Below are 13217 nucleotides of genomic sequence, written 5' to 3' on the forward strand. Positions count from 1 at the left end.
GAGTCGTCAGGCGTCGTTAGATGTCTGCGGGGCCGTAACCGATGCGGCCCGCGCCGCTGCGCAGCCCCAGCCAACCCTGGGCCAGGGCGGCCTGCTGGCCCACCGCGTCGTCGGCCGCCAGCCAGATCGCCACCCGCCCCGCCACCGGCGCCGGGCTGCGCCGCCAGTACACATGGCGCTGCAGGCCACCGGCCTGCTCACCCAGCCAGACGATGGCCAGGCCCTGGCTCATCAGGCCCTGGCGCGACAGTGCATTGCCCGGCGCCGCCCGCGCCAGCAGCTCGGGCAGGCCCAAGGCCTGCGCGCGCAGCAGCCGCTGCCGGATCAGGGCCCGGTGCAGGCCCTGCTGGCGCTGACTCGGCCGCACCATGGCGGCCGAGAGCAGGCCCACGCTGCGCGCGCGCTCGGCCGGCCAGCCCAGGTTGAGCGCGTAGTTGTCGGCGTCCTCGGCCAGCGGCAGCGTCAGCGCGGCATAGCCCAGCAGCTGGCCGCCCTGCGCCACCACCCAGCTCTCGCCCCGCTGCCCACAATGGGTCTGGAAGAAGGATTCGGCGCCGCCGAACAGGCGGAACAGGCTGGGGTCGGGCAGTGCGGCCAGCACGGCCTCGTGCAGCCCGTGTAGCGCCGGCACATCGCCGGCCTGGGCCACGCGCAGCTGGCAACCGGGCGGCAGCTCCAGGGCGGCTTCAGGCGTCAAGGTCTTCCTCCAGCAGCTCGGCGTGATGCACCAGGCTCAGCGGCGGCAGCAGCTTCAGGCGCCGCGCCAGCGGCATGCGCAGCTGCAGCGCAAAGCGGCTCAGGGTTTCGATGGGCAGGCTGGCCGGCGCGCGGCCCTCGCGCAGGATCTGCTCGGCCTTGTAGGCGGCGAACTGGCCCACGCTGCGGTAGCGGCTCACCAGGCCCAAGAGCGCACCGGCCGCCACCTGCTGCTCGGTGCTGGCCAGGCTGGGCAGGCGCAGGGCCTCGGCCGCCGGCAGCACCACGGCCTTGAGCTGGGTGGTCAGAAAGGAATCGGGCGGCAGGTAGAGCCATTCGGCGCCGGCGTGCTGCAGCTCGGCCAGCAGACCGGGAGCGCTGGCGGCCAGGGGCTTGCCGGCGCCGTCGCTGGAAAGCGGGCGGCTGATGAGCTCGATGCCGCGCGCGGCTGCCCGCAGGGCCAGCTCGTCCAGCACGGCGCGCGAATTGGGTTCGTTGGCGCTGTAGAGCGCGCCGATGCGGCGCACGGCCCGGTAGGAGCTCAACAGGCCGAGCTGCGCCGTCACCGGTGGCAGATGGCTCACGCCCGTCAGTTTGCGGCCCGAACTGGCCAGGCTGGGCACGATGCGCGCCCCCACCGGCGAAGCCACCAGGCTGAAGACGATCGGCACTTCCACCAGATGGCGCGCCGGGTCCGCCCCCTTCCAGGGCCCGGCCACACCCAGGGTCACGGGCGAGCCCCAGCAGTGCACCAGGTCCGGCCGCGCGGCGCGGATCTCGGCCACCACCGCGGGCAGGCGCGCGGGGTCGAGCGCGATGTCGCGGTGCGTGAACTCGGCCGCCAGGCCGCGGGATTTGAAGTGCTCGACGAAGCCCTGCTCCACATCCGTCCAGCCGCGGTAGGTAACGAGCCAGATGCGCCAGGGCTTGGCCGCCTGGGCCAGCGCCGGCAGCAGGGGCCAGAGCAGACGGGCGCGCGCCTTCATGCCCGCTCCCAACGGCCGGCACGCGCCAGCACCCAGGCCCCCGCCAGCAGCACCAGCGCCGCCAGCCCCAGATAGGCACCACCCAGGCCCCAGGGCCCCACCAGGGCCGCGGCCGCCAGCGGGCCCAGCGCATTGCCCAGGCGCTCCAGCAGGCGGTAGAAGCCGTACACGGCGCCCGGCCCATGGGCCTGCAGCTCGGCCGCGCACAGCTGCGCCAGCCAGCTGCTCTGCGCAGCGATCGACACCCCCTGCCCCGCGCCCAGCACGGCCATCGCCGCCATCACCGGCCACAGGCCGCCGCCCGCCAGCAGGGCCAGCGCGCCCACGGTGGACAACAGCAGGCCCAGCCCCACCAGCCGGCCCAGCGGCCAGCCGCGCTCGGCCGCGCGCGTGCCCAGCGGCAGCGTGGCCAGCAGGCACAGCGCGTACAGCATCTGCGCCCGCCCGGCGGCGGCGGCCGTTTCGCCCCGGGCCGCCAGCAGCAGCGGCACCAGGTAGAAGCAGCCGCCCGCCAGCAGCAGCTTGGCTGGCAGCGCCGCGGCCAGGCTGATGCCGCGAAAGCCCGGCTGGCGCAGCAGGCGGCCGAGATCACCGAGCGACAGCGGCGCGCCGGCCGGCGCCTGCCCCGGTTCGCGCGGCAGGCCGAGGCAGGCCACCCAGGCCAGCAGCGCCCACAGCGCCGCCAGCGCAAAGGCGCCGCGCGGCCCCAGGTAATCGGCCGCCAGGCCGCCCAGCGGCGGCCCGCACACGCCCGCCACCATGATGGCGCTGACAAACCCGGCAAAGGCGCGCGTTCGCTCTGGCGCGCTGCTGTGCGCCACCACCAGGCCCTGCCCGGCCACGAACACCAGCGCAAAGGCCAGGCCCCCCAGCGCGCGCCACAGCAGCAGCGCCGCGGTGCTGGGCGCCAGCGCCGCGCCCAGCAGGGCCAGCGCGCCCAGCGCCGCGCCGCTGGCCAGCGCGCGCCGCCGGCCCAGGCGCTCGCTCCAGCGGCCGAGACCCGGCTGGCCCAGCGCCACCATCAGCATGAAGACGACGATGGGCAGGCCCGCCACCCAGTGCGAGCCACCCTCGCCCAGGCTGCGCGCAAAGCCGGGCAAAAAGGCGCGCGTGAACTCCTCGGCCAGCATGAAGAGCAGCAGCGGCAGGCGCAGGCGCGCCAGCACCTGGCCATCGCCCACCGCCTGGCGTGCCAGCGCCGCACGCTGCAGCTCGCGCACCACGAAGGCGGCCACCACGGCCACCACGGCCAGGTCCAGCAACAGCTCGCGCAGCGTGCGCTGCAGCGGCTCGGGGCTCACGTGCACTTCCACCTGACCCAGGCGCTGCCCGCCCGCTTCGATACCCACCACCTGCGCCGGCTGTGCCACGGCGCTGCCGCTTTCGAAACGCAGCACGCCCTGGGCATCGCGCAGGCCCAGCCAGGCCAGCTCGGGGTGCTGCTCGCGCTGCGCGGCCAGGTAGTCCTCCACCCCCACGAGCTCGGGCAGCGCCATGCCGTGCTGCAAGGCCTTGCCCACCAGCTGCGCCACCGAAGCCCCCACCACCTCGGCCTTGCGCTCCAGCGCCGGCATCAGCGTGGCCTGCACGGCGCGCTGGTTCAGGCCATAGGCCAGCAGCAGCGCGGCCAGCAGGCCGGCCGGCACGGCCCAGCTTTGCAGGCGCGGCAGCCAGCTAAAGACGAGGCTGAGCAAGGTGCCCACCAGCGTGGCCAGCAGGCCCACCTGCAGCAGCTGGGCGCGCAGGCCCGCCAGGGCCTGGCGTTCCGCCGCCAGGCCGTACACCACCAGCACCTGGCCCACGGGCAGATCAAAGGCGGTGCGCAGGGTCTCGGCGCGCACAGCCGCGGCGCCGGCCTGCCAGGCCTGGCCCAGCCGCGCGGCCTCGGTGCTGAACAGCACGCGCCCGCCGGCGTCCAGCACATGCAGCGCGGTGATGGCTGCATCGGCCCGGCGCTCGCGCACCAGCAGGTCCGGCACCGCGGCGGCCGATTCCAGCGGCAGACCCAGCGCCAGCGTGGCCTGCAGGCCCTCGCGCAGCGCCGCCGCCGGCACGCCCATGCGGGCCTGCGCCGCGGCTTCCAGCGCGCGTTCCAGCTTCAACAGGCTGAGCCAGCCGCACAGCGCCAGGCCCAGCGCGCACACCAGCGCCGCCACCGCGGCGTGGCGGAGCCAGGAAGGCATCGAGGGCGAGGGTTCTTGCGGGGCGTTGGACAAGGCGCTGCGCAGGGAGTGCGAGCTATCGTAGCGACGCAACTTCCAGCCCCCCATGCCTGAAAGCCCCCGCGCCGCGCCGCCCCCGTTGGACCCCGACGCCACCGTGCTGCGCCCGGCCGCGCCCCCGCCGTTGACCGACACCCAGGCCACCGAACGGCTCTCCCGGCCGGTGTTCGACGACGACGCCACCCTCATTCGCCCGGCCAAGCCCAACCAACCACTACCGCCCCTGCCGGCGCAGCCGCAGCTGCCCCTGGCCCTGCCCCCCGGCTACCGCCTGCACGAGTACCGCATCGACGCCCTGCTCGGCCAGGGCGGCTTCGGCATCACCTACCTCGCCACCGACGTCAACCTGAATGCCAAGGTGGCGATCAAGGAATACCTGCCGGCCCAGTTCGCCCAGCGCGCGCAGGACAGCACCGTGCGCCCGCGCGCCACCGCCTGGCTGCCCACGCTGCTGGAAGGCCTGGAGCAGTTCCTGGTGGAGGCGCGCACCCTGGCCACCTTCCGCCACCCGAACATCGTGCGCGTGGCGCGCTTCTTCGAGGCCAACCGCACCGCCTACATGGTGCTGGACTACGAACGCGGCCAGACCCTGCACCAGTGGTGGCGCGAGGCTGGCAAGGCCCCGCGTAGCCGCCTGCTGCCCGGCCGCGGCCATAGCGAACGCGCCCCGCTCGAAGAGGCCGAGCTGCTGCTCCTGCTGGCCCCGCTGCTCGACGGCCTGGACCTGGTGCATCGCAGCGGCGTGCTGCACCGTGACATCAAGCCCGACAACCTCTGCGTGCGCGAGGAAGACGGCAGCCTGGTGCTGCTGGACTTCGGCGCCGCCCGCCCGGCGCGCGGCATGGAAGTGCCCGATGCCCCGCAGGTGCTGACCCCCGGCTACGCCCCCATCGAGCAGTACAGCGGCCTCAGCCAGGGCCCCTGGACCGACCTCTACGCCCTGGCCGCCACCCTGTACTGGATGGTGACGGGGAAGCGTCCGCTCGAAGCCCCGCTACGCCAGGCCAAGCCGGATGCGCACCAAAGCGCCGAGCAACTCGGCGCCGAACGCTGGAGCCGCGAGTTCCTGCGCGCCATCGACTGGGGCCTGCAGCTCAAGCCCGAAGACCGCCCGCAATCCGTGGCCGCCTTCCGCCAGGCCCTGTTCGCCGCCCATTCCGGCAGCTTGGGCCTGCAGGAAGCCCTGGCCGCCGGCACCGCCGCTCCGGCCGCACGCGCCGGCTGGCAAGGCCCGCGGCGCTGGAGCCCCGCCGCCTGGCCCTTCGCCTGGAAGATGGGCGCCGCCCTGGTGCTGGCCGCCCTGCTGCCCATGAGTCTGAGCGGGCTCTACAACTACCGCCAGAGCGTGGCCGCGCTGGCCGCCGCCGAGCAGCGCAGCCTGGAGCAGCTGGCCAGCGCCACCGCCGGCCGCCTGGCCCAGCTGCTGCAGGACAGCCGCCGCGTCGCCGCCTTCCTGGCCGAGGACGCCGAGGTCCAGGCCCTGCTCGAAGCGCCGCCGCTGGAGCAGCCACCCGACGCCCGTGCGCTGCTGCTGCGCCGCCTGGCCAGCCTGGTGGCCACCAACCCCGACCTGCACCTCATCACCCTGATGGACGGCAAGGGCGAGGCCCTGGTCTCGACCGCACCCGAGGTGGTGGGCGGCAATTACGGCTTCCGCGACTACTACCGCCAGGCCATGGCCGGGCAGGCGGCGACCACCAGCATCATCATTGGCGCCGTGGCCGGCCGCGCCGGCGCCTACCTGGCCCAGCCGGTGCGCTCCCGCGCCGGGCCGGTGGTCGGCGCGGTGGTGCTGAGATTGCGCGCCGAAACCATCGGCAGCCTGGTGGACGCCGCCCGCACCCCCAGCCGCGAACCCTTCCTGGTGGACGGCGACGGCGTGCTCATCCACCACCGCGACCTGGCCCTGCGCTTCCGCAGCCTGGCACCGCTCTCAGCCGAACAGCAGGCCGCCATCAAGGCCGACCAGCGCTTCCGCCGCGACCGCGTGGCCGACCTCGCCATGCCCGACCTCGCTCGCGCCCTGGTGGGCGCCCGCCGCGAGGGCCACGCCAGCTACACCTCCACGGTGTCCAAGACCGAGGAAGTGGCCGGCTTCGCCCCGGTGGAGGGGCACGACTGGGTGGTCGGCGTCACCGAAACCCACGACAGCTTCGAAGCCCCGCTGCGCCGCGTCTTCCACCAGGTGCTGCTGGGCCTGGCCGCCGTCGGCCTGCTCTCCGTCCTCGTGGCACTGGCCTTCGCCCGCAGCATCGTCCGCCCGATACGCCGATTGACTGAGGCCGCCGAAGCACTGAAGCGTGGCGATTACGACGCCGCGCAGGTGCGGGTGACGCGCAGTGATGAGATTGGCTTACTCGGGCGGACGTTCAACGTGATGATTGATGTGTTGCGGCAGAGGGAGAGGGAGAGGGTTTTGAGGAATTCGGAGCGGAGGTAAGCGACAGCTGAATTGGACCGCAGTTTGAAAGCCTCTTGCCCGCTCATGCTCACGACCTTCATTCCCGAGCTGAGTGCCCACTTGCGCTGCACGGTTGCGCACAGTTGAATCGAATATCAGGAATTCTTAATTCTCGATTTTCACAAAATTCTAAACCTTCGCAAGCCAGCGACAAGGCCAGGCACTTTGGACAATAGACATACGTCACCAAACCAACCGATCAGCATATGCACAAGAGCACGATCATACGAATATCAGCAACACTCGCCATTTTTTCCCTGCACGGCACATGTGCTGCGATGGCACCCGACTATGTTGGCATCGGCGGGCTATTTCTAATCGCGGCGGGTGTGATTGGACTGATTTTTGCTGCAATTGGTGCTGCTTTGGACTACAAGCGGATCAGGGGCGGCATCATTGGTTTCGGCGTCTTTGTCGGCATCGCAGCAATCGTTATTCAAAGTCTGATGCGGCAGAGCGCCGAGTTTCATGAAGACTTGAAAGAAATGGACGCTGAGAAACAGGCGGCATTGACGCGAAGCCTTGAAGCCCTCAACACTCGGTGCCTCAATGAGGAAAAATTTACTCTCGTTCGGAAAATTGATGCCGGATCCAAAATATTCCTTGATCTTCCCCCGGGCCAAAAATCACCCACCGCAGATAGCACTCCACTGACGCCCGATTCGGAGAAAATGAAGAACCAAAGGAGAAGATTCGGTTATTCGTTTCCGCCAAGCTCAACATATCAATATCACGATCCAATAGCCTGGATTGAAACCGCAAATCAACCAAAAGTTGTTGCGAGTCTAGCCAAGACGGATTTTATCGAGTACAGAAACTGGGGATTTATCCCCCAATCCGCAGAATATGGACGCATTGAACGACTGGCACCCAAACAGCGCTGGCTAAAGGAAGGCCTTGAGGACCTAGCCATTGCCCACTCAAAAAAATACCCATCCTCCTCCGGGCACCACGAAGAATGGCCTGACGAGGATTTCGCATTTCCAATTCCCGTACCTCAGCACAAATCCACATACATTTTCACCGTTGAGGACATTTCAACCATGGAGGACCGTTCCCTTTGGATTGCACGAGGTCGAATTCGATTGACCAATGCGGCCACATCAGAAATTCTTGCTGAATACATAGGATTTAAATCCCTTCTTAAGTCGAAAGCGGAGTGCCCTAGCGCATTGAAGGACTCGGTGATGTACGACGGAAGCTGGGATCTCCTTAAGTACTTTTTCAGTCGGATAGTGGAAGAGTGAGGGGGGTGCCGGGGTCAGCGCTTTGCCTTTTTGCCCCACCAAAGGATGAATGCAGCGAATCCACCACCCATTCGCCGCACCAGTTGCGGCGATTGACTTGCCTCTGCGGAGATTGCAGCCCACAATCTCCGCATGAAACGCGGCGATTACACCTACATCTGGCAGGCTAGTGACTGGCCGCAGTGGCAGTTCGACTGGGCCGCCCTGGCCCAGCCCCTGACCGAAGTCAGCCGCGCCCAGGGCCTGATGCTCGGGCGGCTGGCCGATGTGGGCCTGGCCCTGCGCGACCAAGCCAGCCTGGCGGCGCTGACCGAGGACGTACTCAAGACCAGCGAGATCGAGGGCGAGCGGTTGAATGCTGAATCGGTGCGTTCGTCGATCGCGCGCCGGCTGGGCGTCGACATCGGCGCCCTGGCGCCGGTGGACCGGCATGTCGAGGGCGTGGTCGAGATGGTGCTGGACGCCACCGCCAACAGCAGCGCGTTGCTGACGCGCGAGCGCCTGTTCGGCTGGCACGCGGCGCTGTTCCCAACCGGCTACTCCGGCCTGGCCCGCATCACGGTAGGCGGCTGGCGCGACGACGCCACTGGCCCGATGCAGGTGGTTTCAGGAGCGCTGGAGCGCCAGCGGGTGCATTACGAGGCGCCGCCGGCCGCCCGGCTGGAGCCGGAGACCGCCCGCTTCCTGGCCTGGGCCAACGCCGACACGGCGGAGCCGGCGCTGATCAAGGCCGGGCTGGCGCATCTTTGGTTCGTCACCCTGCACCCCTTCGACGATGGCAACGGCCGCATCGCGCGCGCGCTGGGTGATCTGTTCCTGGCCCGCGCGGATGGCAGCCCGCAGCGCTTCTACAGCCTGTCGGCCCAGATCCAGCGCGAGCGCAAGGGCTACTACGAGATGCTGGAGCGCACGCAGAAGGGCTCGCTCGACGTCACCGAGTGGCTGGCCTGGTTCCTGGCCGCGCTGCAGCGCGCGGTAGAACAGGCGCAGCTGGGACTGGATGCCGTGCTGGCCAAGACCCGCTTGTGGCAACGGTGGAACGCGCCCGGCGCAGCCGCATTGAACGAGCGCCAGGCCAAGGTGCTGAACCGCCTGCTCGACGGCTTCGAGGGCAAGCTGACCAGCAGTCGCTGGGCCGCCATCGCCCACTGCTCGCCCGACACGGCGCTGCGCGACATCTCGGACCTGCTGGCCCGGGGCGTGCTGCGCAAGACGGCGGCCGGCGGCCGCAGCACGAGCTACGAGATCAACCAGCCCACGCGATAGCGAGCCACCCCAACAACAGCAACAGTCCTCGGTCGCCCCAGATCAGGAGGGCGGGGCACCCTGCGCAGGGAAGTAAAAGGCGGAATCCGCTGCGCCGGCGGCGCAGCGGAGGGGGACATGGACGGAGCAGGGTGCCCCGCCCTCCTGATCCCGCGCCAGCCCCACGCAAGCAGCAAAGAAGCAAAGCCAAGACAAGCAAGCCAACCCAAGCCCCCGGAAAACCCACCCTTCTCCGCCCTCTGAGCCCCGCCGAGCGGCGGCATCATGCCGGGATGAACGCTCCCCGCCCCAAGCGCGCCTTTCTTACCGGCATCACCGGGCAGGACGGCTCCTACCTGGCCGAATTCCTGCTGGAACAGGGCTACGAGGTGCACGCCATCCTGCGCCGCAGCTCGGTGTTCACGTCCACCCGCATCGACCACATCATTCACCACGAGCGCCTGCACACGTACCACGGCGATCTGGCGGATTCGAGCAATCTGCATTCGCTGCTGAACCGCATCGAGCCCGACGAGATCTACAACCTGGGCGCGCAAAGCCATGTGGCGGTGAGCTTCGAGGTGCCGGAGTACACGGCCGAGGTGGACGCGCTGGGCACCATCCGGCTGCTGAATGCGGTGAAGGACCTGGGGATGCGCCCGCGCTTCTACCAGGCCAGCACCTCGGAGCTGTTCGGCGGCCTGCCGGGCACGGCGCCGCAGAGCGAGACCACGCCCTTCTACCCCAAGAGCCCCTATGGCGCGGCCAAGCTGTACGCCTACTGGATCACGGTGAACTACCGCGAGTCCTACGGGCTCTACGCCTGCAACGGCATCCTCTTCAACCACGAGAGCCCGCGCCGCGGCGAGACCTTCGTGACGAAGAAGATCAGCAAGGCGGCGGCGCGCATTGCGCAGGGGCGCCAGCAGGTGCTGGCGCTGGGCAACCTGGACGCCAAGCGCGACTGGGGCTATGCCAAGGACTACGTGGAAGCCATGTGGCGCATGCTGCAGCTGGAGCAGCCCACCGATTTGGTGATTGCCTCGGGCGAGACGCATACCGTGCGCGAATTTGCCACGCTGGCCTTCGAGGCCGCCGGCATCGAGCTGGATTGGCAGGGCGAGGGCGTGCACGAGCGCGGCATCTGCCGCCGCAGCGGCCAGACCCGCGTGATGGTGGACGCCAAGTACTTCCGCCCCGCCGAGGTAGAGCTGCTGTGGGGCAACCCGACCAAGGCGCGCGAACTGCTGGGCTGGCAGCCGCGCACCTCGTTTGCCGAGCTGGTGCAACTGATGGTGGCCTACGACCTGAAGTTCGACGACTACGGCGGCGACGGCGTGGTGCCGGCTGGGGCGATGCGCCAGGGGCCACAACCATGATTCTGGTGACGGGAGCCACTGGCTTTCTGGGCAAGCAGGTCTGCGCCCTGCTGGAGCAACAAGGCCGACCGTTTGTGCGCGCCTCGCTCAGCCTGGGCACGGATTTGCGCGACGCCGCCGCCACCCAGGCCCTGTTTGAGCGGGTGTTCTCGGGCCAGGCGCAACGCCAGGTCATCCACTGCGCGGCCTTTGTGGGCGGCATCCAGTTCGGGCTGAAGCACGCGGCCGAGCTGTTCCACCACAACCTGGCCATGACGTTGAGCCTGCTGGAGGCCTGCAAGGCGCACGGCGTGCAGCGCATGGTCAACCCCATCAGCAACTGCGCCTACCCGGCCGCGGCCACGCTATTCAAGGAAGACGAGTTCTGGGACGGCCCGCTGCACGACTCCGTGCTGGTGTACGGCTTTGCCCGCAAGGCCAGCTGGGTCGGCGCCTACGCCTACCACCAGCAGCATGGGCTGGACGTGCTGAACCTGATCCTTTCCAACATGTACGGCCCGGGCGACCACTTCGAGCCCGAGCGCAGCCATGCGCTGGGGGCGCTGATTCACCGCATCCATGAAGCCAAGCGCCAGGGCGCGCCCGAGGTGGTGGTGTGGGGCAGCGGCACGCCGGTGCGCGAGTGGCTGCACGTGGAAGACGGCGCCGAGGCCCTGGTGCGCGGCCTGGACGCCCCGCCCTGCGTGGAGCCGGTGAACATCGGCGTGGCGTCGGGCATCAGCATCCTGGACATGGCGCAGCTGATTGCCGACGAGCTGGGCTACCCCGGCCGGCTGCGCACCGACCCCACAAAACCCGACGGCGCGCCCTACAAGACCGTGGACGGCAGCCGCGGCGAGGCCCTGCTGGGCTGGCGCCCGCAGCGCGAGTTCCGCCAGGGCGTGCGCGACACCATTTCTTGGTATTTGAAGAACCACCATGCATGAAGTGATCCACGAGGGCCTGGTGCTGGCCCGCCACATCCCGGCCAGCGAGGCCTGGGGCGAAGGCCTGAAGTTCTTCAGCCCTGACAGCGACTACATCCAGGTGGGCAGCTGGGGCTATGCCGCCGGCAAGGAGCTGCTGGCCCACAGCCACAACGAGGCCCACCGCGACGTGGCCTGGACGCAGGAGGTGCTCTACATCCGCCGCGGCCGGCTGCGCGCCCGGGTGTACACGCCTGACGACCAGCTGCTGACCACGCTGGAGGCTGGCGAGGGCGATGTGCTGGTGCTGCTGCGCGGCGGCCATGGCTACGACATCCTGGAGGACGGCACCCAGGTGCTGGAGATCAAGAACGGGCCGTATCTGGGACCCGATGTGGACCGCAGGCGTCTGGCATGAAGCTGCACCTCGGCTGCTGGCACCGCCAGATCCCCGGCTTCGTGCATGTGGACCTGTGCGACATGCCGCATATAGCCCACCAGCACCGCATCGACCAGCTGCCCTTCATTGCGGACAACAGCGCCGAACTGATCTATTGCAGCCACGCCTTCGAGTATTTCGACCGCCAGCAGGCCGTAGTCGTGCTGGCCGAGTGGCGGCGCGTGCTGGCTCCCGGCGGCGTGTTGCGCTTGGCGGTGCCGGATTTCGAGGCGCTGATCCAGGTCTACCGGCAGACGGGTGCGATCGAGCGGGTGCTGGGGCCCCTGTACGGCCGCATGGAAATCCAGACGGCCAGCGGCCCCGAGTGCCTGTATCACAAGACCTGCTACGACGAGCGCTCGCTTAGCACGCTGCTGGAGGCCAACGGCTTCACCCAGCCGCGGCTCTGGGACTGGCGGGCCACCGAGCACGCCGGGGTGGACGACCACTCCCAGGCCTACTTTCCCCATATGCAGAAGGACTCCGGCATCCTGGTGTCCTTGAATGTTGAAGCGATCAAAGCATGAGCCAGCAAGCCTTCATCCCCCAGATGCGCCCGCTGTTCGGCGCCCCCGAAAAAGAAGAGCTGCTGCGCTACCTGGACGAGGACGGCTTCTTCACCGAGTTCGAGCGCACCGCGGCCTTCGAGCGCGCGATTGCCGAGTTCACCGGCGCGAAGCACTGCATCGTCGTCAACAACGGCACCGTGAGCCTGAGCTTGGCCGCGCTGGCGGTGGGCGTGGGCCCGGGGGACGAGGTGATCTGCCCGAACTACACCATGATCGCCACGCCCAATAGCGTGCACATGCTGGGTGCGAAGCCGGTGTTCGTGGACGTGGAGGCGGACACGCTGATCCTGCACCCCGAGGCGGTGCGCAAGGCCCTCACGCCGCGCACGAAAGCCATCATGCTGGTGAGCGCCAATGGCCGCGCCCCGTCTGCCGCGGCGGGCGGCAGCGAGGCCTTCGAGGCCCTGGCGCGCGAGACCGGCGTGGCGCTGATCGAGGACGCCGCGCAGAGCCTGGGCAGCTGGTACCCGGACGGCCGGCACATCGGCCGCGCCGGGGCGATTGGCTCCTTCAGCTTCAGCGCGCCCAAGATCATCAGCACAGGCCAGGGCGGCGCCCTGATCACCGACGACGACGCCTTGGCCGACAAGCTCAAGCGCCTGAAGGACTTCGGCCGCGCGCGCGGCGGCACGGACATCCACGACAGCATCGGCTTCAACTTCAAGTTCACCGAGCTGCAGGCCTGCGTGGGCCTGGCGCAGATGCGCCAGCTGCCCGAGCGCCTGCCGCGCAAGAAGGCGATCTGGCAGCGCTACTGGGACGGCCTGCAGGGCGTGCCCGGCGTGCAGCTGTTCGCGCACGACACGCAGCTCTGCACGCCCTGGTTCATCGACGGCCGCTTCGAGCGCCGGGAGGAACTGGCCGCGCACCTGAAGGCGGCCGGGATCGGCACGCGCACCATGTACCCGCCCATCCACCAGCAGAAGGCCTACGACTTGCCGGGCAGTTTCCCGGTCAGCGAGGCCATCGGCCGCGAGGGCCTGTGGCTGCCTTCGATGATCCAGCTGGAGGATGCGCAGGTGGACCGCATCTGCGCCGAAATCCGCCGCTTCTACGGCGCCTGAAGCC

Annotated in this window: 11 protein-coding genes; 8 read left to right on the forward strand and 3 right to left on the reverse strand. The window is 69.3% G+C overall.

Annotated features, from left to right (window positions below; genetic code table 11):
- Positions 1-16: 16 nt before the first annotated feature.
- The 3 genes from I7X39_RS05790 to I7X39_RS23650 are packed head-to-tail and all read right to left on the reverse strand — an operon-like array spanning position 17 to position 3865.
- Positions 17-697, reverse strand: a complete 681-nt coding sequence (locus I7X39_RS05790) for a GNAT family N-acetyltransferase (protein WP_198110034.1) — start codon at positions 695-697, stop codon at positions 17-19.
- Positions 687-1682, reverse strand: a complete 996-nt coding sequence (locus tag I7X39_RS05795) for an ABC transporter substrate-binding protein (RefSeq protein WP_198110035.1) — start codon at positions 1680-1682, stop codon at positions 687-689. Before I7X39_RS05795 ends, I7X39_RS05790 begins: the two co-directional genes overlap by 11 nt.
- Positions 1679-3865, reverse strand: coding sequence for an MFS transporter (locus I7X39_RS23650; protein WP_198110036.1), 2187 nt, complete (start codon positions 3863-3865; stop codon positions 1679-1681). The genes I7X39_RS05795 and I7X39_RS23650 overlap by 4 nt, the downstream gene beginning before the upstream one ends.
- An 85-nt stretch (positions 3866-3950) precedes the next feature.
- On the opposite strand from I7X39_RS23650, the gene I7X39_RS05805 reads away from it, so the two are divergent.
- From I7X39_RS05805 to I7X39_RS05840, 8 genes are all read left to right on the forward strand, one after another.
- Positions 3951-6344, forward strand: a complete 2394-nt coding sequence (locus tag I7X39_RS05805) for a protein kinase domain-containing protein (protein ID WP_198110037.1) — start codon at positions 3951-3953, stop codon at positions 6342-6344.
- A 227-nt stretch (positions 6345-6571) separates the two neighbouring features.
- Positions 6572-7612 (forward strand): Na(+)/H(+) antiporter subunit B, encoded by a 1041-nt coding sequence (locus I7X39_RS05810; RefSeq protein WP_198110038.1) that lies wholly within the window; start codon positions 6572-6574, stop codon positions 7610-7612.
- A 132-nt stretch (positions 7613-7744) separates the two neighbouring features.
- Complete coding sequence (locus I7X39_RS05815; RefSeq protein WP_198110039.1) at positions 7745-8878, forward strand: Fic family protein; 1134 nt, start codon at positions 7745-7747, stop codon at positions 8876-8878.
- A 272-nt stretch (positions 8879-9150) separates the two neighbouring features.
- Positions 9151-10236, forward strand: coding sequence for a GDP-mannose 4,6-dehydratase (gene gmd, locus I7X39_RS05820; protein WP_198110040.1), 1086 nt, complete (start codon positions 9151-9153; stop codon positions 10234-10236).
- A 5-nt stretch (positions 10237-10241) separates the two neighbouring features.
- The gene (locus I7X39_RS05825; protein ID WP_198110041.1) at positions 10242-11162 is read left to right on the forward strand and encodes an NAD-dependent epimerase/dehydratase family protein; all 921 of its coding nucleotides are present in this window, start codon (positions 10242-10244) and stop codon (positions 11160-11162) included.
- Positions 11155-11559 (forward strand): cupin domain-containing protein, encoded by a 405-nt coding sequence (locus I7X39_RS05830; RefSeq protein ID WP_198110042.1) that lies wholly within the window; start codon positions 11155-11157, stop codon positions 11557-11559. The genes I7X39_RS05825 and I7X39_RS05830 overlap by 8 nt, the downstream gene beginning before the upstream one ends.
- A complete protein-coding gene (locus tag I7X39_RS05835; RefSeq protein WP_198110043.1) occupies positions 11556-12107 on the forward strand; it encodes a class I SAM-dependent methyltransferase in 552 nt (183 codons plus the stop codon). The genes I7X39_RS05830 and I7X39_RS05835 overlap by 4 nt, the downstream gene beginning before the upstream one ends.
- The gene (locus tag I7X39_RS05840; RefSeq protein WP_198110044.1) at positions 12104-13213 is read left to right on the forward strand and encodes a DegT/DnrJ/EryC1/StrS family aminotransferase; all 1110 of its coding nucleotides are present in this window, start codon (positions 12104-12106) and stop codon (positions 13211-13213) included. The genes I7X39_RS05835 and I7X39_RS05840 overlap by 4 nt, the downstream gene beginning before the upstream one ends.
- Positions 13214-13217: the final 4 nt, after the last annotated feature.

The organism is Inhella proteolytica, from assembly GCF_016093275.1.
Taxonomy (GTDB): domain Bacteria; phylum Pseudomonadota; class Gammaproteobacteria; order Burkholderiales; family Burkholderiaceae_C; genus Inhella; species Inhella proteolytica.

What these genes read in the sequence shown, in the direction of transcription:
- I7X39_RS05795 (WP_198110035.1), bottom strand. Translation starts at nt 1,682, where the DNA reads ATGAAGGCGCGCGCCCGTCTGCTCTGGCCCCTGCTGCCGGCGCTGGCC.
- I7X39_RS23650 (WP_198110036.1), bottom strand. Translation starts at nt 3,865, where the DNA reads ATGCCTTCCTGGCTCCGCCACGCCGCGGTGGCGGCGCTGGTGTGCGCG.
- I7X39_RS05805 (WP_198110037.1), top strand. Translation starts at nt 3,951, where the DNA reads ATGCCTGAAAGCCCCCGCGCCGCGCCGCCCCCGTTGGACCCCGACGCC.
- I7X39_RS05810 (WP_198110038.1), top strand. Translation starts at nt 6,572, where the DNA reads ATGCACAAGAGCACGATCATACGAATATCAGCAACACTCGCCATTTTT.
- I7X39_RS05815 (WP_198110039.1), top strand. Translation starts at nt 7,745, where the DNA reads ATGAAACGCGGCGATTACACCTACATCTGGCAGGCTAGTGACTGGCCG.
- gmd (WP_198110040.1), top strand. Translation starts at nt 9,151, where the DNA reads ATGAACGCTCCCCGCCCCAAGCGCGCCTTTCTTACCGGCATCACCGGG.
- I7X39_RS05830 (WP_198110042.1), top strand. Translation starts at nt 11,155, where the DNA reads ATGCATGAAGTGATCCACGAGGGCCTGGTGCTGGCCCGCCACATCCCG.
- I7X39_RS05835 (WP_198110043.1), top strand. Translation starts at nt 11,556, where the DNA reads ATGAAGCTGCACCTCGGCTGCTGGCACCGCCAGATCCCCGGCTTCGTG.
- I7X39_RS05840 (WP_198110044.1), top strand. Translation starts at nt 12,104, where the DNA reads ATGAGCCAGCAAGCCTTCATCCCCCAGATGCGCCCGCTGTTCGGCGCC.